Source organism: Rhodanobacter soli, assembly GCF_040548735.1.
Taxonomy (GTDB): domain Bacteria; phylum Pseudomonadota; class Gammaproteobacteria; order Xanthomonadales; family Rhodanobacteraceae; genus Rhodanobacter; species Rhodanobacter soli_A.
The window spans coordinates 1,441,901-1,467,378 of record NZ_JBEPSD010000001.1; the positions used below are offsets into that span (position 1 = coordinate 1,441,901).

Here is a 25,478-nt window from a genome sequence, read left to right on the forward strand (position 1 = left end):
CCACGGAGAACCCCCATGCCCCGCCACGACACCGCCTTCCTGTTCGACCTCGACGGCACCCTGATCGACAGCGTCTACCAGCACGTGCTGGCGTGGAAGGAGGCGCTGGACCGGGAAGGCGTGGAACTGTCGGTGTGGCGCATCCACCGCAAGATAGGTATGAGCGGCGGGCTGTTCGCCAACATCCTGCTGCGCGAGACCGGGCTGGAGATCACCGCGGACCGCCTCGACCGCCTGCGCCAATGGCATGCCGAGGCGTTCAACCGGCAGCACGCGCAGGGCTCGGTGCGGCCGCTGCCCGGCGCGCGCGAACTGCTGGCCTACCTCGACGAGCAGAATATCCCGTGGGCGATCGCCACCAGCGGACGGATGGAAACCGCCGCGCCCAACCTGGAGGCGCTCGGCGTCGACCCGGCGAAGGTGCCGGTGGTGACGCGCGACCAGGTGCGCCACGCCAAGCCCGACCCGGACCTGTTCCTCGCCGCCGCCGCACGGCTGGGCGTGGACATCCAGCAGTCGCTGGTGATCGGCGACAGCGTGTGGGACATGCTCGCCGCGCAGCGTGCCCGCGCGCTCGGCGTGGGCCTGCTGTCCGGCGGCTACGGCCACGCCGAGCTGCAGCAGTCCGGCGCGTTCCGCGTGTACGACGACCCGGCCGACCTGCTGCGGCACATCGACGAGGTGGCGGCGCGCGACTGAGCCGCCGCCACCCTCGCTGAACCGCGCTGCCGCGCATCATGAAAAATTAATCATCCATGCGCGCACCCGCAGTAGGCTCGTGATCAATCGCCCACGGAGCCTTCCATGCGCCGCCTCGTCGCCAGCCTGCCGCTCGCCCTGCTGCTCGCCGCGTGTTCGCCCTCGCCGGCACCACCGCAATCCGGCACCACCAGCCAGCCGGCACCGACGAACGCCGCACTCGGTTCCCCGGAATGGTATGCGTGGGTCGATCGGTCGCTGAACATCAGCGACGACGGCCACGGCCCGGATCGCGGTTCGGACGAATGGAACCGGGCGGTGCAGAACAAGCTGGGCCAGGAGGCGCCGCAGTCGAAACCCGGTTCGCCGGAATGGCAGCAGTCGGTGGACGCGCTGCTGCGCACGCGCCTGCCGCCGTCGTCGTGACGCGCGGGTTCAGCCCGGCGCCAGCAGCGCGTCCAGGTCGCCTTCGTCGAAGCTGAGCTTCTCGCGGCTGCCGCCGCCTTCGAGCACGGCGGCGGCCAGTTCGGCCTTGCGTTCCTTCAGCTCCTCGATGCGCTCTTCCACCGTGCCCGAGGTGATCAGGCGGAACACGAACACCGGCTTGTCCTGGCCGATGCGGTGCGCGCGGTCGCTGGCCTGCGCCTCGGCGGCGGGGTTCCACCACGGGTCGTAGTGAATCACGGTGTCGGCCGCGGTGAGGTTGAGTCCGACGCCACCGGCTTTCAGCGACAGCAGGAACAGCGGCACCTCGCCGTTCTGGAAGCGCTGCACCGGCTCGGCGCGGTCGCGGGTGTCGCCGGTGAGCGTGACGTAGCGGATGCGCCGGCGATCCAGCTCGGCTGCGATCAGTTTCAGCATGCCGGTGAACTGCGAGAACAGCAGCACCTTGCGGCCCTCGTCGAGCAGCGCCGGCAGCATGTCCATCAGCAGTTCGAACTTGGCCGATTCATGCACGCCGCGCGCGGCTTCCAGTTTCACCAGGCGCGGGTCGCAGCAGACCTGGCGCAGCTTCAGCAGCGCGTCCAGCACCACGATGCCGGAGTGCGCGATGCCGCGCTGCGCGATCACCTCGCGCAGTTCCTCCGCCAGCGACAGGCGCAGGCCTTCGTAGAGTTCGCGCTGACGTCCTTCCAGCACCACGCGGCGGGTGATCTCGGTCTTCGGCGGCAATTCCTTCGCCACCTGTGCCTTGGTCCGGCGCAGGATGAACGGCGCCAGGCGCAGGTTCAGCCGCTGCTGGCATTCCTCGTCGTGCTGCTTCTCGATCGGCACGCGGTAGTAGCGGCGGAACGCGCCCTCGTCGCCGAGCAGGCCGGGCACGGCCAGGTCGATCTGCGACCACAGCTCGCCCAGATGGTTTTCCAGCGGCGTGCCGGTGAGGCAGACGTAGCGCAGCGTACGCAAGCTGAGCAGCGCGCGGCGCGCCTGCGTGCGCGGGTTCTTCACCTGCTGCGCCTCGTCCAGCACGATCAGCGCGAACGGCTGTTTTCTCAAGGTGACCACATCACGCGGCAACAGCGCATAGCTGGTGAGCACGATGTCCTGCGCGCCGAGCTGGGCAAATTCCTCGGCGCGCTGCGGGCCGTGCAGCGTCAGTACGTGCAGCATCGGCGCAAAGCGCGCGATCTCCGACTGCCAGTTCGGGATCAGGCTGGTCGGCACCACGATCAGCGCGGGCTGGGTCAGCGCGCCGCCCTGCTTCAGCGACAGCAGATGGGTGATCAGCTGCAGCGTCTTGCCCAGGCCCATGTCATCGGCCAGGACGCCGCCGACGCCGGCTTCGGCCAGCGCGTTGAGCCAGCGCAGGCCTTCACGCTGGTACGGCCGCAGCTCGACGGTGAGTCCCTCGGGCACCGCGTCGCTGGCGCGTTCGGCGGCGTCGCGCAGGCGCGCGGCGAAGCCGAGCAGCGGCTCCGCCGCCTCCAGCGTGCTGCCGCCGGGCATCGCCGCGACGAGTTCTTCCAGGCGACCAGCCTGCACGCGTGGCAGATGGAGTTTCTTGCGCGGCTTCTCCAGGTATTCGGCCAGCGGCGCCAGCAGCCCGCGCAGTTCCTTCAGGCGCACCGGCACGCGCCGGCGCGCATCGACCGGCGCGTACCACACCGCGTCTTCCGGCTCGTTCGGCGCCGGGCTGAGGTTCAACTGATGCTCGGCCAGCGCCTGCGCCACCGCGGGCAGCAGGTTGTGCCGCTGGCCGTCCAGTTCGATGCCGATTTCCAGGTCGAACGCATGGTCGTCGGCGTCTTCCACGGCCTGGCCGTACCAGCGCACCGGGCCTTCCAGCACTTCGAACGGAAAGCTCGGCGCGTATTCGACCTGAAAATTTTCCGCCTCGAGCTTGGGCCGCAACGCCAGCCAGCGCGCCGGCGTGTTGACCTCCAGCGCGCCCGCGTAACCGGTGCCGGGAAACAGCCAGGCGTCGTCGGGCAGGGTTTCGGCCACGTCCCACGGCAGGCCTTCGGTATCGACGCCCGGGGTGAGCCCGGCGCGTTCGAGCTGCTCCATCGCGCTGAGTTCCTCGGCGCGGCGGCGGATGATCTCGACCAACTGGCCGTTGCGCACGCGCCGCACCAGCGGCTCGCCGCCGCGGCCGGGCAGGCGTTCGCCCGCGTAATCGAAGGCGAGCCGCGCGTAGCCGAGCGGCGGCGTACCGGCGGCCAGCCGGGCGTGCCGGGTCAGCGCGTGCAGGGTCAACACCGGCTTTGGCGCCAATTCCGAACGGCGCACCTCGCCGAACACCATCGGCAACGGCACCCGCGTGGCCAGCCGGCTGCCCGCCAGGCGGTTGCGCAGGCGACGGCCGTGCTCGTGTTTCAGCGGCGGCAATTCCAGCCAGCGGGTTTCCTCGGTCGCGGCATCGAAACGGCCCACGGTGGCGCGCTCGGCATCGAGGTACCACAGCCCGTCGATGCGCAGCAGGCGCTGGCTATGCGGCAGCACCGGTAACAGGCGCTGGCTGCCGTCCGCTTCCATCTGCCAGTGCCAGTTGAGCTGGTGCGATTTGCCGCGCGACAGCCGCAGGCCGGCCAGGCCGCCGAGGAAGCACGGCGCGGTGTCCAGGACCTCGGCCAGCAAGGTGTCGCCGACGTGGCCGCCGAGGCGCGCATAGCTGCGGCCCTTGCGCACGCTCTGCGGCAATCCCAGCATGGTCGCGGCCAGGCGCTGCTCATGCGGCTGCAGCGACGACTGCGCCAGATGCCGGCTGTCCAGCGGCGCCGGTCGCGCGTAGCGGCCATGCTCGACCACCGCCAGCAGCACCGGCGCCACGTCCAGTCGGGCGAACGCGGCGCCTTCTTCCGGCATCACTTCCAGAAAGAAACCGAGCACGCCGTGATCGTCGGTCACGGCCGGCTTCGGCGCAGCCAGCAACCGCCGCCATGCCTGCGGCAGGGCTTCGTCCTCGCCGGGCGGCGTGGGGGCGGCTTGCTGTTTTTCGTCCGGTTGCTGCATGCGCATGCGGTCCGTTGCGACGACCAAAACATTGAGCTTAGCAGCGCAGGGGCAGGATGCGACTGTCGAAAGCGCAGCCGGATCGCAGCGACCCGGATGCGCAACGAATGGTTCAGGCGGTACCGAACAGGCCTTGCGGATATTCCGGCTTCTGCTCGCGCGCCATCAGCGCCTTGAGCCCTTCCACGGGAGTGACCTCGCCGTGCAGCACGGCGCGCACGCCGGCACTGATCGGCAGGTCCAGGCCATGCTTGTCGGCCAGCCGCGCCACCTCATCGGCGGTGAGGATGCTTTCCACCACCTGGCCGATCCGGCGCACCGCGTCGTCGATCGCCACACCCTGGCCCAGGGCGAGGCCGAGCCGGCGGTTGCGCGAAAGGTCGCCGGTGCAGGTGAGCACCAGGTCGCCGAGACCGGACAGGCCGATCAGCGTTTCCGGCCGCGCGCCCAGCGCCATGCCCAGGCGCAGCATCTCGTTCATGCCGCGGGTGATCAGGCCGGCGCGGGCGTTCAAGCCCAGTTGCATGCCGTCGGCGATGCCGGTGGCAACCGCCAGCACGTTCTTCATCGCGCCACCGAGTTCGGCGCCGAGCACGTCGCCGCCGGAATACGCGCGCAGGTTCGGCGCGTGCAGCAGCGTGGCCAGCTGTTGCGCGAATGCCGCGTCGTCCGAGTGCACGGTGACCGCGCTGGGCAGGCCGGCAGCGACTTCCTTGGCGAACGACGGGCCGGTGACCACCGCCGCGGGGTGACCGGGCAGCCGTTCGGCCACCAGTTCGTGCAGGAAGCGGCCGGTGCCCGGCTCGAAGCCCTTGGTCGCCCAGGCGATTGCGGTATCCGCGTCGAGCAGCGGCGCCAGCTCGGCCAGCATCGCGGCGAACGCGTGACTGGGCACCACGATCAGCACGATGCCGGCACCATGCACGGCGCGGGCCAGGTCGCTTTCGCAGATCAGCTCCGCGGGCAGCTCGATATCGGGCAGGTAGCGCTGGTTGCAGCGGCTCGCCGCCAGCGCCGCCAACGCTTTGCGGTCGCGCCCCCACAACGTGGTCGGCACGCCGTTGCGCGCGCTCAACGCCGCCAGCGCCGTGCCCCAGGAGCCGGCCCCGAGGACGGTCAGCTTCGGGTTTTCAGCCATGGACACGGCTCAGCTGTTGAGCGTGGCCGGGGCGTCGTCGCCACCCATCGCGCGGCGCTGCTGCTCGGCGAACAGCGCGTCGAAGTTGATCGGCTGCAGCAGGAACGGCGGGAAGCCGCCTTCCAGCACCAGCGAGGAGATCACCTGGCGGGCATACGGGAACAGCAGGTTCGGGCAATAGCTGCCGATGATCCCGGCGTGGTCCATCTCGTTGAAACCGGCGATGCCGAACAGGCCGGCCTGCTCCACTTCCGCCAGGTAGGCGGTGCGCTGGCCGATCGTGCAGGTGAGGGTGAGGCTGAGCACCACTTCGTACAGGTTGTTGCCGAGGTCGGAGGCCTTCTGGCCCAGGTTCAGCTGCACCTGCGGCTGGTCCTTCTCGTCGATCTCCTGAAAGATCTGCGGCGCATTCGGCGCCTCGAAGGACACGTCCTTCACGTAGATCTTCTGCATCACCAGCTGCGGCTGACTGGCCTGGCCGTTGGCCTGGTCGTTGGTGATCTCTTGTGCCATCGGGAGTTCCTCGGGTCTGGGTCGTGTGTATAAAAAGAGGACGATTGTTCCATACATCCCCGCGGCGCGCACGCCGAAAGACAGCCACGGAACCCGGGAAGATTGCGCATAGCCTTGTTTTTCTGCGAGAATACGCGGCTCGCCTCTGTCGACCCGGTGCTTCCGGGCGGTCCGCCACGCGGTACGGACCTCACGACCATGCGTTGCGACAACTCCAGCATCGCGTGGCGCATGGCGCCGCTGGGCCGATCTCACCCTGGCCAACGGGTGTCAATCAAGAATTACGGAGGTCGTCATGGCCCGTGTATGTCAAGTCACCGGTAAGGGTGTGCAGAGCGGCAACAACGTCTCGCACGCCAACAACCGTACCCGTCGCCGCTGGTTGCCGAACCTGCATGAGCGTCGTTTCTGGGTTCCCAGCGAGAATCGCTGGATCAAGCTGCGCGTTTCCAACAACGCCCTGCGCACGATCGACAAGAATGGCATCGAGGCCGTGATTGCCGAGATGCGCGCCCGCGGCGACAAGGTCTGAGGATTGAGCCATGGCTAACAAATCGCAAGACAAGATCCGCATGATCTCCTCGGCCGGCACCGGCCACTTCTACACCACGCAGAAGAACAAGAAGAACACGCCGGAAAAGTTCGAGTTCAAGAAGTACGACCCGGTCGTGCGCAAGCACGTGATCTACAAGGAAGGCAAGATCAAGTGACCAAATGGCCCACGCGCGCAGCGCGTGGCTAGCCATTTGGTCATCCCTGCGAAGGCAGGGATCGCTCTTGCTCTTGCTCTTGCTTTGCTTGCCACTGCATCCGCAACAGCGATCTTGATTCCTCCAGGAAAACCCGCCGCCCGGCGGGTTTTCTTTTGCCCGAAGCCTGTCTATCCCGCATCATCCCCGGATGACCTCCCTCGCCCTGTTCCCCACCCTGCTCGGCGACGACGCCTGGCGCTCATTGCCCGCCGTCGTACGGGCGATGCACGGAGCCGCACCGATGCTGCGCGCGAACGGCACGGCCGACGTCGCCGGCGCCAGCCATTTCCCCGCACGCTGCCTGCGCCGCCTGCTCGGCCTGCCTGCGCCGGCTCCGCGGCAGGCATTGGCCTTGACGATCGAACGCAACGGCACATGCGAGGTGTGGACCCGCCGCTTCACCGGCCGACGCATGCAATCCGTGCTCGATCGCCGCGCTGGCTCACCCTTGCTGTACGAACGGCTGGGCGCCGCCACCCTGGGTTTCGCGCTGCGTCGCGACGGCGACACGATCGACTGGCAGCTGCGCAGCCTGCATGTGTTCGGCATGCCGATGCCGCGCGCCTTGCGCGGCCACGTGCTTTCGCGCAGCGGCATGCACGACGGCCGCTACCATTTCAGCGTCGATGTGCGCCTGCCCGTGCTGGGGCAATTGATCGCCTACGAAGGCTGGCTGGAGCCATTGCCCGATGAGCAGTGAATACCCATCGCCGGTGATCGTGTTCGACGGCGTCTGCCTGTTGTGCAGCCGCTGGGTGCGTTTCCTGCTGGAACACGATCGCGCAGCGCGCTACCACTTTGCCTCGATGCAATCCGACAGCGGCCGCGCCTTGCTGCTCGCGCACGGCCTGGATCCGGAGTCGCCGCTGTCCTTCCTGCTGGTGGAAGGCGGCCGCGGTTACACCGACAGCGACGCGATCGCCCAGGTGCTGCACGGCCTGGGCGCGCGCCGCTGGCGCTGGCTGGGCCGCGCGATGCGGCTGGTGCCGCGCTGGCTGCGCGACCCGACGTACCGCTTCGTCGCCCGCCATCGCTACCGCATCTTCGGACAAAGCCGCGCCTGTTTCCTGCCCGCGCCGGAGCAGCGCGCACGCTTCATGCCGTAAGCACCTCCAGCTGCGTGTCGACCGCGTAACCATCGAGCGCAGCCAGGGCCTCGTCCAGCGTGAACAGGCCCATGCACGGCATCGCGCCTCGCGGGGACAACGCGCCATCGGCAAGCTTGCGCGCCAGCACCACCGCCGGCGTGGCGGGAATCCGCGGGCCATCGCCCGCCGCCGCACTCAGCGACCAGCGCAATCGCAGCGGCTTGCCTTGGCTATCGCGGCCGGCCAGCTCCACCACCATGCCGCCCACGTCGCTGCCGGCGCCGAGGAACCACTCGCTGATCCGGCGCAGCCTCGGTGCATGCCGCGCCAGGTCGCGGATTACGCCCAGCCGCACCAGCCATGCCGCGGCCAGCGTGCCGAAGTGCAAGCGGCGCAGTTCCAGTCCGGCGCGGAACGCCACCCCGCGCACGCCGGGATAGCGCAGCGGGAACAATTCCAGATCCGGCACGTCGCACAGGCCGACCCAGCGCCGGCCGAAAGGAAACGTCTGTCGACGCGTCGACATCCAGCCATGACCACGCTGCCAGCGGCCGTCGCGCCACAGCCGCAGCGGGCGACCGCAATAGCCGAGGATCGCCGCCACCGTGGCATCGCCGCGCGGCGTGCGATTGCCCGGACTGATGGCGTGCTCGATGGTTTCCAGCGCGCGGAACCGCGACAGCAAGGCATCCACCACCGCACTGCCGAGCGCCGGCACCGTGGATGCACCGCTGACCAGCAGGCGGCCGGCCGCTTTCGCTTGGCCGTCCAGACGTCCGATGCCGCTGACGAAATCACGGCCGTCGGCGAGATCGACATAGTCGCTGCCGCAGGCAAGGCAGGCCTCGGCCACCCGATAGTCCTGCGCCTGGAACGGACCGGCGGCGTGGATCACCAGTTGCGGCCGCAGCGCTGCCAACGCTTCGGCCAGTCCGCCCGCCACCACGTCGAGTGCGGCCAGCTGCACCGACGGATCACCCAGGCTTTCCCGCAGCGCAGTCAGGCTGCCCAACTGCCGGCCGGCAAGCGTCAGGCGAAAACGCGGATCGCCGGCCAGCTGGCGAGCAATGCGCGAACCGAATACGCCGCTGGCACCGATCAGCAATACGCGCAGGCTCATCCACTTCCCCAGTGGTCCAACTCTCTCAAAAACAAAACCCGCCATCGGGCGGGTTTTGCTGGTGCATGACTTATGCCGCGAGGGTCAGGCAGTCGCGACGCTGTAGCCCTTGAGCCGCTGCGCGAATTCCTGCAACGAGCGGATACCGCTCTCTTCGGCCTCATGGATCCACTGCTGCAGGCCCTTCAGCGCCTGCTCGGCGCCGCGCTGCTCCATCAGGGCCGCGAGGCGATTGCGGAAATCGCACACGGTCTTCAGGGTCGGCCGCCTGGCCAGCACCGCCTGCATGCGGTCGCGGCCTTCGTTGTCCAGCCAGCGGCCGCCGTCGGCCAGCGCCAGGCGCATGCGGCGGGGCATCGACTTGATGCTTTCGCCGGCGTGCTGTGCCTCGTCGCTGATGGTCGGCAGGATCACGCCACGGTAGTAGTCGGTCATCGCCTGGAAGCGGTGGGTGAGCACGGCCTTCAGCGTCTCCGCATCGGGCAGGCGCACGTTCGGGCGCACGTCGAGCGACGGCGCCACGCGCAGCACCTTGGCCAGGCCGACGGCGCGCAGGCCGCAGATCGCCGCCCAGCCGATGTCGAATTCCCACTTGCGCAGCGCGAACTTGGCCGAGCTGGGGAACGCGTGGTGATTGTTGTGCAGCTCTTCACCGCCGATCCAGAAACCCCACGGGATCAGGTTGCGCGCGGTGTCGGCGCTCTCGAAATTGCGGTAGCCAGCCCAGTGGCCGATGCCGTTGACGAAACCGGCAGCCCAGAACGGGATCCAGATCATCTGCACGGCCCACAGCGCGGCACCGATCACGCCGAACAGCGCGATGCTGATCAGCAGCATCAGGGTCGGCCCCCAGTACGGATGCGCGCCATAAACCTTGTGCTCGACCCAGTCGTCCGGGGTGCCGCGGCCGTACTGCTCCATGTCCTGCTTCGACTCGCAGGCGTCGCGGTACAGCGAGACGCCGTCCCAGAACACCTTCTTGATGCCGTAGATCATCGGGCTGTGCGGATCTTCCTCGGTCTCGACCTTGGCGTGGTGCTTGCGATGCACCGCCACCCACTCGCGCGTGACCATGCCGGTGGTGAGCCAGCCCCAGAAACGGAAGAAGTGCGCCAGCACCGGGTGGAAATCCACGCCGCGATGGGTCTGGCTGCGGTGCAGATACAGGGTCACCGTGAAGATGGTGAGCTGGGTCATGACCAGCAGATACACCAGCATCTGGCCCCAGCTTGCGCCGGTGAGACCATCGTTGAGGAAATTGAGTACCGCGTTCAGCATGGATAGCACCGGGTGAGGGATAAATCAGTCTAAATCAGGGGTTTCCGTACCCGCCAGCATGGTGTTGACCACGAATCATAGCAGTCGGTCAAGAGTGGGGCGCTAAGGTGACGTTATTCGCGTCCGCGGCCGGCGCCTGTTGTTTAACCATGGGGGCGCCGTGACAATCACGCAATGACTCCGAATGCTCCCGATTCACCCAGGACTATCTTGCAACTGGACCGGCTCAGCCGCCGCCGCGCCGGCCGCACTGCGGTACAGGACCTGAGCCTGAGCCTGCAAAGCGGCCAGGTGATGGGCTTGCTGGGCGTGAACGGCGCCGGCAAGTCGACCACCTTGTCGATGATCGCCGGCGCGCTGCGCCCCGACAGCGGCGGCATCGAGCTGAACGGCGAGGATTTCCTGGAACACCCCGAACTGGCCCGCACGCAGATCGGCTGGCTGCCGGAACGCGCGCCGGTGTGGGCCGAGCTCAGCGTCGAGGAGCATCTCGACGCGCATGGCCGCCTGCGCGGGCTGGCCGGCGCCGCACTGCGCCAGGCGCGCACCGCCATCGTCGAGCGGCTGGAGCTGCAGCCGCTGGCCCGGCGCCTGGCCGGCGTGCTGTCGCAAGGCCAGCGCCAGCGGCTGGGCCTGGCCTGCGCGCTGCTGCATCGTCCCGCCCTGCTGGTGCTGGACGAGCCGGCCAACGCGCTCGATCCGGTACAAGTCGCCGCGCTGCGCGAGTTGATCCGCGAGCAGGCCGCTGGCGGCACCGCGGTGATCCTGTCCACCCACCTGCTCGCCGAGGTGACCGCGGTCTGCGATCGCGTGGCGATCCTGCACGAAGGCACCCTGCGTCACGATGGCGCGGTGCACGCCGACGACCATGCCGCGCTGGAGAAAACCTTTTTCGGGATCGCGATGAACGGCAGCACCGAATCGGCGCGCGCCGCATGAGCCGCGCTTTCATGAGCACCGTCGCCGTGACGCGACTGGAATGGCGCCGGCTGCTGGTACGCCCGCTAGCCTGGGTACTGGCGGCGCTGACCCTGGCCTGGCTGGCATGGAACTTCACCCTGCTGCTGGGCGGTTTCCTGGCCGGGCAGATCCAGCGCGCCGCGTTGCCGGACGGGCCCGGCTTCATCGACCTGGTCGGCGTGCCCTTGCTGGGCCAGCTCGCCCAACTGGCGTTCCTGGTGGTGCCGCTGCTGTGCATGTCGGTGATCGCCGGCGAACGCCGCAACGGCACCCTGCCGCTGCTGTTCGCCGCCGGCGTGCCGGCCTCGCGCATCGTGCTGGGCAAGTACGTGGCCGTGCTGGGCTGGCTGCTGCTGTGGCTGGCGCTGACCCTGGCGATGCCGCTGGCGCTGATGCACGCCACGCACTTCGACTGGGGCAAGCTGGCCGCCGCCACGCTGGGCCTGGCACTGATGCTGGCCGCGCTGGCCGCGATCGGCGTGGCCTGTTCGAGCTTCGCCTCGCACCCGGCGCTCGCCGCCGCCGCCGCACTGGTGATCGCGCTGGCGCTGTGGAGCGTGAACCTGGGCGCGCAGATGGCCGGCATCAACGGCGGCGCGATCAACTGGCTGGCGATGAGCACGCACCTGCAGCCGTTGCTGCGCGGACTGGTCTCCAGCACCGACATCGTGTGGTTCGCGTTGCTGATCGCACTGGCGCTGGCGCTGGCCACGCGCCGGCTGAACGCCGACAGGGAGCGCGGCTGATGCGCCACCTATTCAGACGTCTGGATGGCTGGCTGTTCGCGCTGCTGCTGATACTGGCGGCCGCAGCTATCGGCTACCTCAGCACGCGCTACGCGCACCAGGCCGACTGGACCGCGAATGGCCGCACCAGCCTGTCGGCGGAAAGCCGCGCGGTGCTGGCCAGGTTCGACGGCCCGGTGGAAATCGTCAGCTATGCGAACCCGCAGGGCGACCTGCGCCAGACCGTGGCCGGGTTCCTGCAGCGCTACCAGGCGGTGAAGCCCGACCTCAGCCTGCGCTTCGTCGACCCGCAGCTGGACCCGGCCAAGATGCGCGAGCTGGGAATCACCGTCGATGGCGCGCTGATCCTGCACTACAAGGATCGCGAGCAACGCCTGGACGAGTTGTCCGAACGCAGCCTCACCAATGCGCTGGAGCGCCTGCTGCGTGGCAGCGACCGCATCGTGGCCTTCGTCACCGGCGACGGCGAGCGCCGCGCCGACGGCCAGGCGAACGCCGACCTCGGTACCTTCATGGCACAGCTGGAAGCGCGCGGCATGCGTGCGGTGCCGTTGAACTTCGCGCAGGTGACGGCGGTGCCCGAGCACACCGATCTGCTGGTGCTGGCCAGTCCCAGCCTGACGCTGCCGCCGGGCGCGGTGCAGGCGCTGGTCGCCTACGTGCAGAATGGCGGCAACCTGCTGTGGCTGAGCGAACCGGCGAACGACGACCTCGGCCTCAAGCCGCTGGCCGACGCGCTCGGCGTGCGCGTGTTGCCCGGCGTGCTGGTCGACGGCTCCGGCGCGGCGCTGGGTTTGCACGACCCGCGCCTGATCGCGCTGGGCGACTACCCGCCGCAGGCGATCACCCGCGGCTTCACCCTGACCACGCTGTTTCCGCAGGTGTCCGCGCTGGCGCAGTCGACGCAGGGCGGCTGGGCGGTCAAACCGTTTCTGCGCTCCGGCGCGCAGAGCTGGACCGAGTTCCAGCCGATCGACAACGGCAAGCCCTCGGACATCCGCTTCGACGCCGACGCCGGCGAGTTGAAGGGGCCGCTGGACTTCGGCTTCGCGCTGAGCCGGCTGTCGCCCAGCCCGGACAAGAGCGAGCAGCGCGCGGTGGTGATCGGCGACGGCGATTTCCTGTCCAATACCTTCCTCGGCAACGGCGGCAACCGCGCGCTGGGCGAGCGCGTGTTCGACTGGCTGCTCGGCGACGACAAGCTGGTCGAGCTGCCGCCACGCGGCGCGCCGGACCGGCTGCTGCAGATTTCGCAAACCGAACTGAACGCGCTGAGCTTCGGCTTCCTGGTCGCACTGCCCGTGCTGCTGCTGTTGATCGGCGGCCTGATCGCATGGCGCCGGCGGCGCCGCTGAACGATGAAACGCGGCACCCGCCAACGCCTGTTCCTGCTGCTCGCCGTACTGGCCTTGTCCCTGCTGGCCGGCTGGCAATGGCAGCATGACGCGCGCAACGAGACCGGCAACCTCACCACGCTCGACCCGGCCGGCATCAGCCGCATTGCGCTGACCTTGCCCGGCGCGCCGACCCTGCACTACGAAAAGCGCGGCGGCCACTGGTGGCGTACCGACGGCACGCCGGCGCGCGCCATCGACGCCCGGCTCAGCGACCTGGCCGATACCGCCGCGGCGCACGTGCTGAGCTGGCGCCCGGCCAGCGATTTCGAGCCGGCGAAGATCGGCCTGGCACCGCCGCGGGCAGTGCTGGTGCTGGATGGGCAGGAACTGGAGTTCGGCGAAAGCTCGGTCACCGGGCCGCAGCACTACGTGCGCGTGGGCCAGCGGATCGCGCTGGTATCGTCGCGCTACGTGCCGCGCTCGCCGGCGACGGCGACCACCGAGCTGCACTGAGCCGCGGGACAACAACTTGCCTGAACTGCCCGAAGTCGAAACCACCCGCCGCGGCATCGCGCCGTACCTGATCGGCCGCCGCGTCACCGGCGTGATCCTGCGCCGGCCCGACCTGCGCTGGCCGATCCCGCCGGAAATCAGCGAGCTGCTGCCTGGCCAGCGCATCGACGCGGTGGAGCGTCGCGCGAAATACCTGCTCCTGCGCACCGGGATCGGCAGCGCACTGCTGCACCTGGGCATGTCCGGCGTGCTGCGCGTGCTGCCGCCGGACGCGCCGGTGGGCAAGCACGACCACGTCGACATCGCGCTGGAACGCACGCTGGCGCAGGCGCCGCGCATCCTGCGCTTCACCGACCCGCGCCGCTTCGGCTGCCTGCTGTGGCAGCCGCTGGGCGAGACGCACGAGCTGCTGGCGAAGCTGGGTCCGGAACCGCTGACCGACGCATTCGACGGCGACCTGCTGTGGCATCTCTCGCGCGGCCGCACCGCGGCGGTGAAGCTGTTCCTGATGGACAGCGCGGTCGTCGTCGGCGTGGGCAACATCTACGCCAGCGAGGCGCTGTTCCGCGCCGGCATCGATCCGCGCAAGCCGGCCGGCAGCGTCTCGCGGGCGCGCTACGCACGGCTGGCCGCCGAGGTGAAACGCCTGCTGGCCTGGGCGATCGAACGCGGCGGCACCACCTTGCGCGATTTCCTCAACCCCGACGGCGCACCCGGCTACTTCTTCCGCGAACTGATGGTCTACGGCCGCGCGGGCGAACCGTGTCACGTCTGCGGCACGCCGATCCGGCAGGTCACGCTGGGGCAGCGCTCGACGTTCTGGTGTCCGCACTGTCAGCGCTAGGGATGGGTGACGAAACCGCTGCCGGCCGAGAATGTAGGGCGGGCACTGCCCGCCTGCTCCGTTTCGTGCACGTCACACGCCAAAGGCGGCGGGCATTGCCCGCCCTACTCGCTTGACCGCACTGCCAGCGATGAACCGGCGGGTCACTCCGGCCAGCGGAACTCGACGTGGGTGTTGTTGAACTCGGGATCGTCGAGGCTGCCACCCGGCTGCGCCACCAGGCCGTCGGGCAAGCCCTCGACCTCGAGCGGCTGGCCGGCGCTGAAGTGCGCGCCCAGCGACAGCAGTTCGACCAGCCGCTCGCACAGCACGCCGGCGCGGTCGACATCGCGGTCGGGCACGTTGCGCAGGCTGATGTCCGGACGGCCGAACTTGCGCATGCCGCGGGTATGGATCCACGAGCGGTCGGCGGCCGCCTCGCTGCTGCGCAGGATCAGCACATGGTGGCGCGGCGGCGCGCCGTCCTTGACCAGGTAGTGGCGGCGCCAGTGCGCCGCGTCGAACAAAGTGAGGACCTGCGGATCGAGGATGGCCGTGCCGCCCACGTCGAGCATGCCGGCCAGCACGCCGAGCGTGTCGCGCAGGTAGTCGAGGCTGGCGCCGTCCTTCAGCACGCCGCGCACCACCAGCACCTCCGGCGCGATGCGCGCGTCCTCGAACGCCTCGGGCGTGTCCTCCTTGACCAACTGACCCAGCGCGCCGTTCAGCGGGTAGCCCTCCCACTGGCGCAGCACCGCGTTCTGGAAACGCTGGATCTCGACGCCCGCGGGCAGGCCCGGGCTGCCGTAGCGCGGCGACGGGATCAACAGCTCCGGCTCGAACTTGCCGAACACGTAGAACTGCAGCACGGCCTCGTCTTCGCCAGGCTGCCAGTACGGTCGCGGCCAGCTGACGGATGTGATGGCTTCGCTCATGCAGGTTCCTTGATGGGTCGGTTCATTCGCGTTCACCCAGCGGCAGCACGGTCTGCTGCAGCTCGATGCGGCCGTGGCCCGCGCTGATCTTCTTGAACTCGGCGCGGCTCACCGAGACATAGCGTTCGTTGCCGCCGATCTCAACCTGCGGGCCGTCGGTGACGGCGCGGCCGTGTTCATCCACGCGCACCACCATGGTGGCCTTGCGCCCGGTGTGGCAGATCGTCTTGATCTCCTGCAGCTCGTCGGCCCAAGCCAGCAGGTAGCGGCTGCCCTCGAACAGTTCACCACGGAAATCGGTGCGCAGGCCGAACGCCAGCACCGGGATGCCGAGCTTGTCGACCACGTCGCTGAGTTGCCACACCTGCGGCTTGGCGAGGAACTGCGCCTCGTCGACGAACACGCAGTGCAGCGGGCCATGCGATGCGATGTCGGCCTCCACCAGCGCCAGCAGGTTCTCGTCGCCGCGGAAGCGCCGTGCATGCGCTTTCAGGCCGATCCGCGAGGCCACCACGCCATCGCCGAAGCGGTTGTCGAGCGCCGGCGTGAGGATCAGCGTGCGCATGCCGCGCTCGTGGTAGTTGTACGCGCTCTGCAGCAGGGTGGTGGTCTTGCCGGCATTCATCGCCGAGTAATAGAAATAGAGCTTGGCCATGGGGAGCGTTCGGTTGAAGACTTTGCATAATAGCGCGGCCATGGGTCGACGCTTCTAACTGCACCCGAAGGGAGTCCCCGGCAAGGAAAGCTCTGGCCTACCGGAAGATCAAAGCGCCCTATGGCACGAGGGTTCGCCTGGTCACGACCTGAATACGACGTCCGAACTTGGCATGACGATCAAGACAACAAAAGAAAGGGTACTTGCCAGCGAAAGGACGAGAAGGCACGTCGCGACCTTCGCATGCCGCGCACCACCTCGGCGCCTGATGAACACCGAAAGTCCCATGGCAACAGCCACGGCTACAACCAGGTAAAGCAAAACACCGAACCTGCCAAAACTAATCAGATGCGGGACAAATCCTCCTACCTTATAAACCATCATGGCAGCATGGCATATCTGACCGCCGGTATATAAAAACTGCAGGCCGACAACCATGGCAGACGCCAGAAGCATCGCCGCCGAACAAGCATATCGTATTGCCGTATTGCTGTTCCTTGCACTCATGGAGTTCGCACAATCCTTCGCAAAAGTCATATGCAGTTCCAATTGGCGGCGAAGCTGTGCAGGCTACCCGCCTTGGCCCGCCCTGCCGAATCAAGTGTGCATTTTAGAATTGAATTCGCCACTAAGTTCAGTGTATTCGTGAACCTAGCGCGGGGAATATCGTGTCGAGTGATCCCGCCAACGCCCATCCATCGCCATCAAATACTGGAGCGATTGCCAAAATCGGTTTGCAGTCGTAACCGGCGCCGCTAAAAACCCAAGCAACTGAATACATCGCAATACTCGAACCGAGTGACTTATTAATGGATTCAGGTGTGCTGTTCATGGCATCGAAACAGTAGTAAACATGCCCTGCTTGGAAGCGCATCTGGATGTGATTTCGGGCTACCAGCGAATCGATTTCGGACTCTATTGCATAGGCGTGGGGAACCAGGAGCTCTGCTTCAGGATGGTCACGCATCAATAGCGACAATACCGAAGAGAGATAGGCATCAACTTCGTTTGCTCCAGTCAAGAGGGCAACTACTCCGTCACCAGACGTGATAGTTGGAGAGTGCTCAAGCGCCCTCGAGAGGTCAAGTCCGCGCGCCATATCGCCGACTTCCGCATGAACAAGAAGCCGTATGTCGGCTAACACAGAAACAAGAGCTTCTTCCGTCATATCGGAAAAGAGAGTCAGGGCACTTGCACGAATTAGGGTCTTAAGAGCTGCTTCCTGCGAGGAAGCAGCTCTCACTAATGCGGCTGGAATATGCGAAGTCATTAAGTTATCGGCGGATGAAGGGGATCGATTGGAGGTGCTTGTGGAAAAATTCGGTATTTGACTTTTGTTCTCGTCGACCCAATCCCAATGCGGCGGAATGGGTTCTGGATGGTCCATATCGGGGTGCAAGGTCCAATGCTTTTCAGGATTGTACCATCCACCATTTGGATCGCCTGGCTTGGAGCCTGGAGCCCCACGCCACTCCCAACCTTTGCCGGGACACTGCGTGGGATCTGTGGGAATCTTCGGAAAATCCTCAGGAAGTTGGGGAGTGGGTGCCCCTGGCGGAAGCGGCTTGACCGGTTCGATCAATGGCCGAGGAACCAGCGGCTCTTCAGAAAGTAGGCCACCTATCCGGCCTATCCGAAATAGTAACTCCTGCAATCCGAGCGGATCGACATTACTGAGCGGATTGTTACCCACATAGACATAAGTCGATATGCCACCTGCCAGCCCAATCGGATCACTTTGCAGATACCGTCCCGTCGCTGGCTCATATGTCCGGAAGTAGTTGTAATTCGTCCCCGACTCCGCATCGTAGTACTGACCGGGATAGCGAAGATCCAGCGCATACCCAGTCGCCGAAGTCGGCTGCTGCTCTCCCAACGAATTGCCCTGATAGACCCATTGCCAGATCACCGTGCCCGTGCCGTCGCTGACCGCTCGCGGCGTGCCCAGCTGATCGGCGATCACATAGTTCACCGTGCTGGTGGTGACGCTGCCATTGGTGGTGTTGTCTATCACCGCTACTGGAATGTCGCCCAGCCACACGTAATCTCTATTGGTCGTGCCGTACTCGCCGATCAGCTGGCTGACTTCGTCATAGGCATAACGCTCGGTCACCGCCTGCGGGAAGGTGGCCACTTTCCCGATACGCTGCCCCAAGGCGTTATAGGTATAGGTGCCTACGGTCTGGCCATTGCGCTGCGCGACGGTCAGCCGGTTGCGCCCGTTGTAACCAAAACCAAAAGTCTCGCCGCCGACCACGCTGCCGGTGGTATTGCCATTGGCGTCATTCACGCGTGGCGCATTGCCGATGCTGGCGAGCTGGTGCGTGCCACTGGTGTAGAGGTACGCGCCCGCCGCCAGGCCGCTGGCCGTCTTGCTCAGGCGGTCGCCGGTCTTGTTGTAGCTGTAGCTTTCCAGCGTCGTGCCCCCATCGGCGACTGCCGTGAGTCGCTGCAGCGGATCGTAGCTATAGGTTTCTGTGGCTGGGTTGGCGCCGGGTGCATTGCCCAGCGCGATGATGTTACCCATCGCGTCACGGTTGAAATGCAGCGCCAACGCCGGACTCGTCAGGTCGGTCAGCTGATAGTTGGCGTCGTAGGTGCGCGTGACGGTCTGGCCATTGCCCAGCGTGTAGCTGCTGACCGGCCCGAACGGCAGGTAGGCCACGTTGCTGACCACGGCCGGCGGTGCCGTGCTTGCCCCGGCGGGGGTCACCTGCACGCCGCTGATCCGACCGTTGCTGTCGCGCGTGTAGCTGACGGTGGCTTGGCTGGGGGTGCTGATGCCGCTCAGCCGATTGGCCAGCGTATAGGCATAGCTGGTGGTGTCGGTGGTCGTGCCCTGGACCTGGCTTTTCCGGGTGACGTTGCCGCGGGCGTCGTAGCAGTAAACCGTGGTCACCGCGCTTTCAATGACGCGCGTGAGGCGGCCCAGCGGGTACGAGCTGCTGCAGCCCGTGACGGTATCGGCTTCGTCGTAGTGGTAGCCCACGTCGAGAGTGCTGTCGGCATAGCTGACGCCAGTCAGGCGATCCAGCACATCGTAGGTCGAGGTGCTGACGATGCCCTTGGCGTCGGTATGGACGAGGCGATTGCCGGCAGCGTCGTAGGTGTCGGTGCTGGTGCCGGTATCGGGGCTGAGCACGGAGGTGCGGTTGCCCAGGCCGTCGTAGCCGTAGAGGGTGCCCAGGCCGTCGGGATCGCTCACACCCTCCAGGCGATCCAGCGCATCGTAGGCCAGCGTACTGGTGGTGTCCTGGGTGGCGGTGTCCGTGCCGTTGTAGTTGTCGATCGTGCTGACCAGCCGGTTCAGCGCATCGAAGCCCTGTTGGCGCTGGACACCCAGCGCATCGGCGCTGTGCACTAGGTTGCCGTTGCCGTCGTAGCTGTCGCCGTAGCTGGCGTTGAAGACGGTATGGTTGAGGCCATCCATGACCGCGGTGAGCTGGCCCAGCGCGTTGTAGCTGCGCGACAGGCTGCGTGTCACGGTACCGGTGCTGGTGCGGGTCTCCTCCCCGGTCTTGTTGCCGGCGGCGTCGAGCGTGTAGTGGATGCTGTTGCCCTGCGCATCGGTGATGTCGGTGAGGCGATGGGCGGCATCGTAGGTGAACGTGGTGGTGACGTTGTCGGGGTCGGTGAGAGAAGCCACGGCGCCGTATGACGTGTAGGTCAGCGTCGTGGTGGCGCCTGCCACGCTGCGTGAAGCCAGCCAGCCGCGCGGCGTGTAGGTCAGGTCGGTGACTACGCCGTTGGCGTCCTGCAGGCTGGTGACGCGGCCGGCACCGTCGTAAGTCAGATAGGTGGTGGTATGGCCCAGGGCATCGGTCACTGACTGCAGATCACCGTGATGCGCGGTGGTGCTGTCGGTCAGGTAATACGCGTAGGTGGTGACGTCAGCCACCTCGGTGCGCGGACCGTCCACGGCAAGCAGCAAACCCACGATCGGACACTGGGTGGTATCAATGGCCGTGCAGTAGCTGTAGGTCCAGCGGCGTACACCGACCGGCGGCGTACCGGTGGTCGCGCAGGTGTAACTACTAGCTTGGGCCGGATCAATTTCGCAACGTGCCAATGGCTGGCCGGCAGTGTTGTAGACCCAGGCGGTTTTGGCTACCGTGGTGCCGCTCGCATCGACGATGGTGCTTTGCAGCGGAACGCGCAGCGTGGTGTCCCACGTCGTATTCGTGGTGCGCTGATTCGTGCTGCCAGAAGCATCTACCTGCTGATCGAGCAAGCCTTTGGCATCGTAAGTCGATGTCATGACGTTGCCGTTGAAGTCGGTGTACGCGGACGGGTAGCCGTTGGCATCATACGTACGAGTTTTCCACGGCTGGTCGCACTGCGGGCCACACGGTTGGTCGAGAGTGCTGACCCGGATCAGCCCGTTCACCGTGGTGAAACCCATCGTGGCGCTGTGGCCGAGCGGGTATTGCACGGTCGATGTGCCGTTGCTGTTGTAGGTGATGTGGGTGGTGCCCACGCTACCCGCAAAACTGGAAGACGTAGCGCGACCGGTGCTGTCGTAGGTCGTGTTCTCGTAGCGTACGCCAGCTTCGTCCACGATGCCGGTCATCGCATTGGGTAGATTTACGCCGCCTGTCAGCGACGATTCGTTGTAGACATACTGACGTGTCTTGGTATCGGGGTATTGGACCGAGAGCAGATTGCCACTTGCATCGTAGGTGTAGGTCAGCGTGCCGCCGTCCGGCTGCATTACCTGAGAGACATTGCCGTTGCTGTTATAGATGAAGTTGAGCTGGCGACCCTTGGGATCTGTCACGGTCAACAGTAGTCCCGGCCAGGGCGCAATAGCGGGGGCGGTCAATGTGGTGCTGTAGGTCAGCGTGATGCCTTGACCGCTCCCATCGGTGACCGCCTGCAACATGCCTGTAGCGTCGTAGGTCTCGAAGTGGCGTAGCGCTGCGACAAAAACGGTATAGCTCGTCGCCACACCTTGGGCATTGTCGGTCTCGATAAGGGTGTCCGGGATGTCCGGATCGGTTGTCCACAGACCATTGGCCTTCTTGAATGTCTCTTGTTTGCCATCCGGGCGGAACATCACCGCTGCATTGGGTGGGAGAATTGCCCCCGGCCTAGAGCCCGTGTTCGATAGCTGCAGTGAGCGATCAAAGCTATGTCGCCAATCAACGCCCATCGCGGTAGATGCCACACTGCCCATACTGTTGTAAAAACGACGAAATGTCAGCCAGTTGCCATCAGAATAATCATCATCTTGCAAGTACTTGCTACCGGTTGAGGCATTGATTGGGTCGCCGGCCATAGGCGCGCCCTTTTTAGCCGCACAGGAGGAGCTTGAAGAAGGCCTACTGCCGCTCGCCTCTTCACTTCCTTCGCCGCCATCGCAACCAGCGCCGCTGCCAGCGTTTTTGGCTGGACTGTACGGATAGGCTATTCCCAGAAGGCCCTCAGGACCTCCATAACAATTGCTACCCCTTTGATACATCAGAGCGAACGTTCCGCCGGTGGTGCCGTCTATAGGCGCCCATGAAAAAGAGCAGTTAGGTGGATAGACACCCCAGTAGTGCTGATAAGACACCCAATATGCGTTAGCCGCGGCCGCAAGGCTGCTGTAATAACCGGTAAAAAATTGAGGTGAGTAGTACGGCGCACCGTAGTATGTGGTCGATGTGCTCGCTGTATTTGCGGATAGTTGCTGCGAAGGCACTTGCGCGTGATTTGGGAACACGGCCATTGCTGAGGTTAGCGCACCGTGCGAACTTGAGGCCCTTGCGGGTCCCATTTGCGAGCTTCCATCTCCTGTGGATCCGCCGGAGGCGGATGCCGATCCGACACCACACACGCTGATGCAAAGCGCTAGCGACACACACCGAACAAAGTCCATTTGATTCCCCTGTAACGCGGATGGCTATTTAGATAGCGCGATTCTCCGCAACCAGAAACTCCTCGACGACATGGGCTTAGCTACTGATGATGGTGTTTACTGTGCGCCGTGTCGCAGTCTGGGCTTGCTTGAAGATCAAGAGCACCCCGCCCGGCCCTCCCCTGCGCGCCGGGGGGGGGGAGCGCGCGTCAGGCCTTGTCCAGAGGCGTGTTGCCGCCGGTGAACTGCGCGCGCGCCTGGGCCAGCCGGTAGCGGTGTTCGGCGCGGCTGCGGCGCCAGTCGCGCAGGAAGCAGATGGCGTAGACCAGCTTGAACAGCTGCAATCGCCGCAGCACCTTCGGCGTGTCGAACAGGTCGCCGGCGAGCATCGAGATCACGCCCTGCTCCAGCTGCCAGGTGTTGCGCGGCTGGCGAAACATCTGCTGCATCACCGGGCCGTTGAAGCGGTAGATGAAGAACGAGAAACGCGCCATGCCGGCGCGCTGGCGTTTCTCCAGTTGGCGCAGCAGGGCCGGCTCGCGTCGCGGTTCGCGCAGTGCCTGGTCGACCACCGCGGCGGCCTGCTCCGCGCCGCTCATCGCCAGATACACGCCGGAGGAAAATACCGGGTCGAGGAAGGCGAACGCATCGCCTACCAGCACCCAGCCCGGCCCGCCCATGCGGCTGGCGTCGTAGGAATAGTTGCCGGTGACGCGTACCTCGTCGTCGATCAGTTCGGCGTGCTGCACGCGCGCCCACAGCGCCGGGCTCAGCTTCAGCGTGTCGAACAGGAACTCAACCGTGCGGCCCTTGCGCTGCCTGAGGTAATCCGGCCGGCATACCGCGCCCACGCTCATCACGCCGTCCGGCAACGGGATCATCCACATCCAGCCGTGCGCGAAGCTGTAGATGCTGATGTTGCCGGCATCCTCGCCCTCGCGCCTCGCGGCGCCGCGGAAGTGGCCGAAGATCGCCGCGCTCTGGTGCTGGTCGTTGCGCCGGCGCAGCTTGCGTTTCGTCGCCAGCAGCGCATCGCGGCCGCTGGCGTCGACCACGTAGCGCGCCTGGATCGCGTAGTCGCGGCCATCGTCGGTGCGCACGTCCAGCCAGCTCTCGCGCGGGCCGCGCTGCTCGACGCGCAGCACTTCATGCCCTTCGCGTGCGTCGGCGCCGGATTCGCGCGCGTGCCCGTACAGCATCCTGTCGAAATCCTGCCGCCATACCTGGTACGCATGCGGCGGGCTCTGCCCGATCGCGCGGGCGAACGCGTAGGTGTTGTAGCCGCGCGCGTTGTCCGCCTCGAAATCCGCGCCGGGCTTGAACACGCCCAGCTCGCGCACCTTGTCCAGCACGCCCAGCCGCTCGAACACCGGCAGGTTCATCGGCAGCAGCGATTCGCCGATATGAAAGCGCGGGTGGTGCGCCTTCTCCAGCGCGATCACCTTGTAGCCGCGGCGCGCCAGCAGCGCCGCCGCGGTGCTGCCGCCGGGGCCGCCGCCGATCACCGCCACGTCGCACTGCTCGACTTCCTGCTCCGCCATGCCGCTCCCCGCTGACTGTCGTGCGGCCGATTATGGCCGAAGCCGGCCGGTGCGCCAGTGGTGCTCTGTTACCATCGACCACCGCCTCGTCCTGTCTCCCGATCCATGCTCAATCCGCAACAACTGGCCGCCGTCGAACACTGCGACAGCCCGCTGCTGGTGCTCGCCGGCGCCGGTTCCGGCAAGACCAGCGTGATCACCCAGAAGATCGCCTACCTGATCCAGCGCCGCAAGCTGGCGCCGTCGAAGATCGCCGCGATCACCTTCACCAACAAGGCCGCGCGCGAAATGCGCGAACGCGTGGCGAAGCTGGTCAGCAGCGAGGATGCCGCCGCGCTCACGGTGAGCACGTTCCACGCGCTGGGGCTGAAATTCCTGCAGATCGAACACGCCCGTGCCGGCCTGCGCCGCGGTTTTTCGGTGCTGGATGCGGACGACAGTGCGGGCATCGTCAAGGAACTGGCGCCGACCGGCGCCAAGCCCGACGTGCTGTTCGGCATCCGCAACCTCCTGAGTCGCGCGAAGAACGGCGGGCTGTCGCCGGAGGAAGCGCTGGCTGCCGCGCGCAGCCCGCGCGAGCTGGAAGCGGCGACCATCTACGACATGTACCAGCAACGCCTCGCCGCGTTCAACGCGGTGGATTTCGACGACCTGATCCGGCTGCCGCTGCGCATCCTGGAAAGCGACGCCGAATGCCGCGAGGCGTGGCGCGAGCGCCTGCGCTACCTGCTGGTGGACGAGTACCAGGACACCAACGACGCGCAGTACCGCCTGCTGAAGGTGCTGGCCGGCGAGCGCGGCGGGATCACCTGCGTGGGCGACGACGACCAGTCGATCTACGCCTGGCGCGGCGCGAATCCGGAGAACATCGACCAGCTCGGCCGCGACTGGCCGAACCTGCGTGTGATCAAGCTGGAACAGAACTACCGTTGCGGCAAGCGCATCCTGCGCGCGGCGAATGCGCTGATCGCGCACAACCCGCACCTGCACGAAAAGAAGCTGTGGAGCGAGCACCCGGAAGGCGCGCCGATCCGCGTGCTCGAGTGCAAGGAGGCCGAGCACGAGGCCGAGCGCGTCGCCGCGATCGCCACCACCTTGGCCGAGAGGCACAAGGCGCGCTGGGACGACATGGCGATCCTGTACCGCGGCAACTTCCAGGCGCGGGTTCTTGAAAAGGCTTTGCGCCTGGCGCGCATTCCGTACCACCTTACCGGCGCCTTGAGCTTCCTCGACCGCGCCGAGGTGAAGGACGTGCTGTGCTACCTGCGCCTGCTGACCAATCCCAGCGACGACGCCGCGTTCCTGCGCGTGGTCAACGTGCCGAAGCGCGAGATCGGCGCGACCACGCTGGAGAAGCTGGGGCAGATCGCGCAGTCGCGCCACTCGTCCCTGCTCGACGCCACCCGCAGCGATGGTGTGCTGCGCCAGCTCACCCCGCGCCCGGCCGCCGCGCTGGCTGCGTTCGCGAACCTGCTGGACGAACTGCGCAGTGCGTCGCTGCATGAAAGCGCCGCCGACCTGGTCGAGCTGATCCTGAAACGCACCGGCTACGTCGCGCAGATCATCGCCAGTACACCCGACGCCGGCACACGCGAGCGCAAGCTGGGCAACCTGAAGGAACTGGCCGACTGGTTCCGCGCGATGCAGAAGGGCGGCAACACGGCCGGTGACCTCGCCTCGCAACTGGCCCTGCTCAGCCACGCCGACCGCGACGAACCGGGCAACGCCGTGCGCATGATGACCCTGCACGCGGCCAAGGGCCTGGAGTTCCGCTTCGTCTTCATCGTCGGCTGCGAGGACGGCACGCTGCCGCACGAGGGCGCGCTGGACGAGGGCCGCGTCGACGAGGAACGCCGGCTGATGTACGTCGGCATCACCCGCGCCAAGGAACTGCTGACGCTGTCGTGGTCGGCGAAGACCAAGCGCTACGGCGACGTCCACAGCAACCAGCCCAGCCGCTTCCTGCACGAGCTGCCGCAGGCCGACCTGCACTGGCAGGGCAAGGACCCGGAAGCGGACAAGGAAGTGACCCGCGAAACCGCCGAGTCGCACATGGCACGGATCAAGGCGATGCTGGCGGGCGGTTGA

The 25,478-nt window shown here is 66.5% G+C and carries 22 protein-coding genes; 12 read left to right on the forward strand and 10 right to left on the reverse strand.

Translation table 11 applies throughout. The annotated features are described in order from the left end of the window. The first annotated feature begins 15 nt into the window (after positions 1–15). Positions 16–699 (forward strand): HAD family hydrolase, encoded by a 684-nt coding sequence (locus tag ABIE04_RS06685; RefSeq protein WP_354547771.1) that lies wholly within the window; start codon positions 16–18, stop codon positions 697–699. A 105-nt stretch (positions 700–804) separates the two neighbouring features. After that, positions 805–1,125: a hypothetical protein gene (locus ABIE04_RS06690; RefSeq protein WP_354547772.1), complete on the forward strand. Its 321-nt coding sequence runs from the start codon at positions 805–807 to the stop codon at positions 1,123–1,125. A 9-nt stretch (positions 1,126–1,134) separates the two neighbouring features. Here ABIE04_RS06690 and ABIE04_RS06695 read toward each other — a convergent pair whose 3' ends face one another. From ABIE04_RS06695 to secB, 3 genes are all read right to left on the reverse strand, one after another. Further along, positions 1,135–4,152, reverse strand: coding sequence for a DEAD/DEAH box helicase (locus ABIE04_RS06695; RefSeq protein WP_354549802.1), 3,018 nt, complete (start codon positions 4,150–4,152; stop codon positions 1,135–1,137). Between the two features lie 112 nt (positions 4,153–4,264). Then, a complete protein-coding gene (locus ABIE04_RS06700; RefSeq protein WP_354547773.1) occupies positions 4,265–5,290 on the reverse strand; it encodes an NAD(P)H-dependent glycerol-3-phosphate dehydrogenase in 1,026 nt (341 codons plus the stop codon). A gap of 9 nt (positions 5,291–5,299) precedes the next feature. Then, on the reverse strand, positions 5,300–5,803 hold the full coding sequence (gene secB / locus ABIE04_RS06705; RefSeq protein WP_354547774.1) for a protein-export chaperone SecB: 504 nt from the start codon (positions 5,801–5,803) through the stop codon (positions 5,300–5,302). Positions 5,804–6,098: 295 nt separating this feature from the next. Between secB and rpmB the strand changes: the two genes are divergently transcribed. From rpmB to ABIE04_RS06725, 4 genes are all read left to right on the forward strand, one after another. Next, the gene (gene rpmB, locus ABIE04_RS06710; protein ID WP_056388163.1) at positions 6,099–6,335 is read left to right on the forward strand and encodes a 50S ribosomal protein L28; all 237 of its coding nucleotides are present in this window, start codon (positions 6,099–6,101) and stop codon (positions 6,333–6,335) included. Positions 6,336–6,345: 10 nt separating this feature from the next. Beyond that, a complete protein-coding gene (gene rpmG / locus ABIE04_RS06715) occupies positions 6,346–6,513 on the forward strand; it encodes a 50S ribosomal protein L33 (RefSeq protein WP_007513765.1) in 168 nt (55 codons plus the stop codon). Positions 6,514–6,703: 190 nt separating this feature from the next. Further along, the gene (locus ABIE04_RS06720) at positions 6,704–7,255 is read left to right on the forward strand and encodes a DUF4166 domain-containing protein (protein ID WP_354547775.1); all 552 of its coding nucleotides are present in this window, start codon (positions 6,704–6,706) and stop codon (positions 7,253–7,255) included. After that, positions 7,245–7,661 carry a thiol-disulfide oxidoreductase DCC family protein gene (locus tag ABIE04_RS06725; RefSeq protein ID WP_354547776.1) on the forward strand — a complete coding sequence of 139 codons (417 nt, stop codon included), beginning with the start codon at positions 7,245–7,247 and terminating at the stop codon, positions 7,659–7,661. Before ABIE04_RS06720 ends, ABIE04_RS06725 begins: the two co-directional genes overlap by 11 nt. On the opposite strand, the gene ABIE04_RS06730 is transcribed toward ABIE04_RS06725, so the two are convergent. Continuing rightward, positions 7,651–8,763, reverse strand: coding sequence for a saccharopine dehydrogenase family protein (locus ABIE04_RS06730; protein ID WP_354547777.1), 1,113 nt, complete (start codon positions 8,761–8,763; stop codon positions 7,651–7,653). The two genes, ABIE04_RS06725 and ABIE04_RS06730, sit on opposite strands and share 11 nt — an antisense overlap. An 84-nt stretch (positions 8,764–8,847) precedes the next feature. Next, positions 8,848–10,041 (reverse strand): DesA family fatty acid desaturase, encoded by a 1,194-nt coding sequence (locus tag ABIE04_RS06735; RefSeq protein WP_354547778.1) that lies wholly within the window; start codon positions 10,039–10,041, stop codon positions 8,848–8,850. A gap of 174 nt (positions 10,042–10,215) precedes the next feature. Between ABIE04_RS06735 and ABIE04_RS06740 the strand changes: the two genes are divergently transcribed. From ABIE04_RS06740 to mutM, 5 genes are read left to right on the forward strand one after another with little or no spacing between them, the layout of a single operon-like run. Continuing rightward, a complete protein-coding gene (locus ABIE04_RS06740; RefSeq protein ID WP_354547779.1) occupies positions 10,216–10,980 on the forward strand; it encodes an ABC transporter ATP-binding protein in 765 nt (254 codons plus the stop codon). Continuing rightward, positions 10,977–11,747 carry an ABC transporter permease gene (locus ABIE04_RS06745; protein WP_354547780.1) on the forward strand — a complete coding sequence of 257 codons (771 nt, stop codon included), beginning with the start codon at positions 10,977–10,979 and terminating at the stop codon, positions 11,745–11,747. Before ABIE04_RS06740 ends, ABIE04_RS06745 begins: the two co-directional genes overlap by 4 nt. Continuing rightward, complete coding sequence (locus ABIE04_RS06750; protein WP_354547781.1) at positions 11,747–13,102, forward strand: GldG family protein; 1,356 nt, start codon at positions 11,747–11,749, stop codon at positions 13,100–13,102. The genes ABIE04_RS06745 and ABIE04_RS06750 overlap by 1 nt, the downstream gene beginning before the upstream one ends. Positions 13,103–13,105: 3 nt before the next feature. Beyond that, entirely contained in the window at positions 13,106–13,597 is a 492-nt protein-coding gene (locus tag ABIE04_RS06755) for a hypothetical protein (protein WP_354547782.1), read from the forward strand. Positions 13,598–13,613: 16 nt separating this feature from the next. After that, positions 13,614–14,441, forward strand: a complete 828-nt coding sequence (gene mutM, locus ABIE04_RS06760) for a bifunctional DNA-formamidopyrimidine glycosylase/DNA-(apurinic or apyrimidinic site) lyase (protein ID WP_354547783.1) — start codon at positions 13,614–13,616, stop codon at positions 14,439–14,441. A 143-nt stretch (positions 14,442–14,584) separates the two neighbouring features. Here the strand turns inward: mutM and ABIE04_RS06765 are convergent, their stop codons facing one another. The 5 genes from ABIE04_RS06765 to ABIE04_RS06785 all read right to left on the reverse strand — a co-directional run bounded on the left by ABIE04_RS06765 (position 14,585) and on the right by ABIE04_RS06785 (position 23,390). Further along, entirely contained in the window at positions 14,585–15,355 is a 771-nt protein-coding gene (locus tag ABIE04_RS06765; RefSeq protein WP_354547784.1) for a hypothetical protein, read from the reverse strand. A 22-nt stretch (positions 15,356–15,377) separates the two neighbouring features. Further along, positions 15,378–16,010 (reverse strand): thymidine kinase, encoded by a 633-nt coding sequence (locus ABIE04_RS06770; RefSeq protein ID WP_354547785.1) that lies wholly within the window; start codon positions 16,008–16,010, stop codon positions 15,378–15,380. Between the two features lie 141 nt (positions 16,011–16,151). Further along, positions 16,152–16,547: a hypothetical protein gene (locus ABIE04_RS06775; RefSeq protein WP_354547786.1), complete on the reverse strand. Its 396-nt coding sequence runs from the start codon at positions 16,545–16,547 to the stop codon at positions 16,152–16,154. 97 nt (positions 16,548–16,644) lie between these two features. Then, positions 16,645–21,564, reverse strand: a complete 4,920-nt coding sequence (locus ABIE04_RS06780) for an RHS repeat-associated core domain-containing protein (protein ID WP_354547787.1) — start codon at positions 21,562–21,564, stop codon at positions 16,645–16,647. A gap of 494 nt (positions 21,565–22,058) precedes the next feature. After that, positions 22,059–23,390, reverse strand: coding sequence for an NAD(P)/FAD-dependent oxidoreductase (locus ABIE04_RS06785; protein ID WP_354547788.1), 1,332 nt, complete (start codon positions 23,388–23,390; stop codon positions 22,059–22,061). A gap of 105 nt (positions 23,391–23,495) precedes the next feature. On the opposite strand from ABIE04_RS06785, the gene ABIE04_RS06790 reads away from it, so the two are divergent. Next, positions 23,496–25,478 carry a UvrD-helicase domain-containing protein gene (locus tag ABIE04_RS06790; protein WP_354547789.1) on the forward strand — a complete coding sequence of 661 codons (1,983 nt, stop codon included), beginning with the start codon at positions 23,496–23,498 and terminating at the stop codon, positions 25,476–25,478.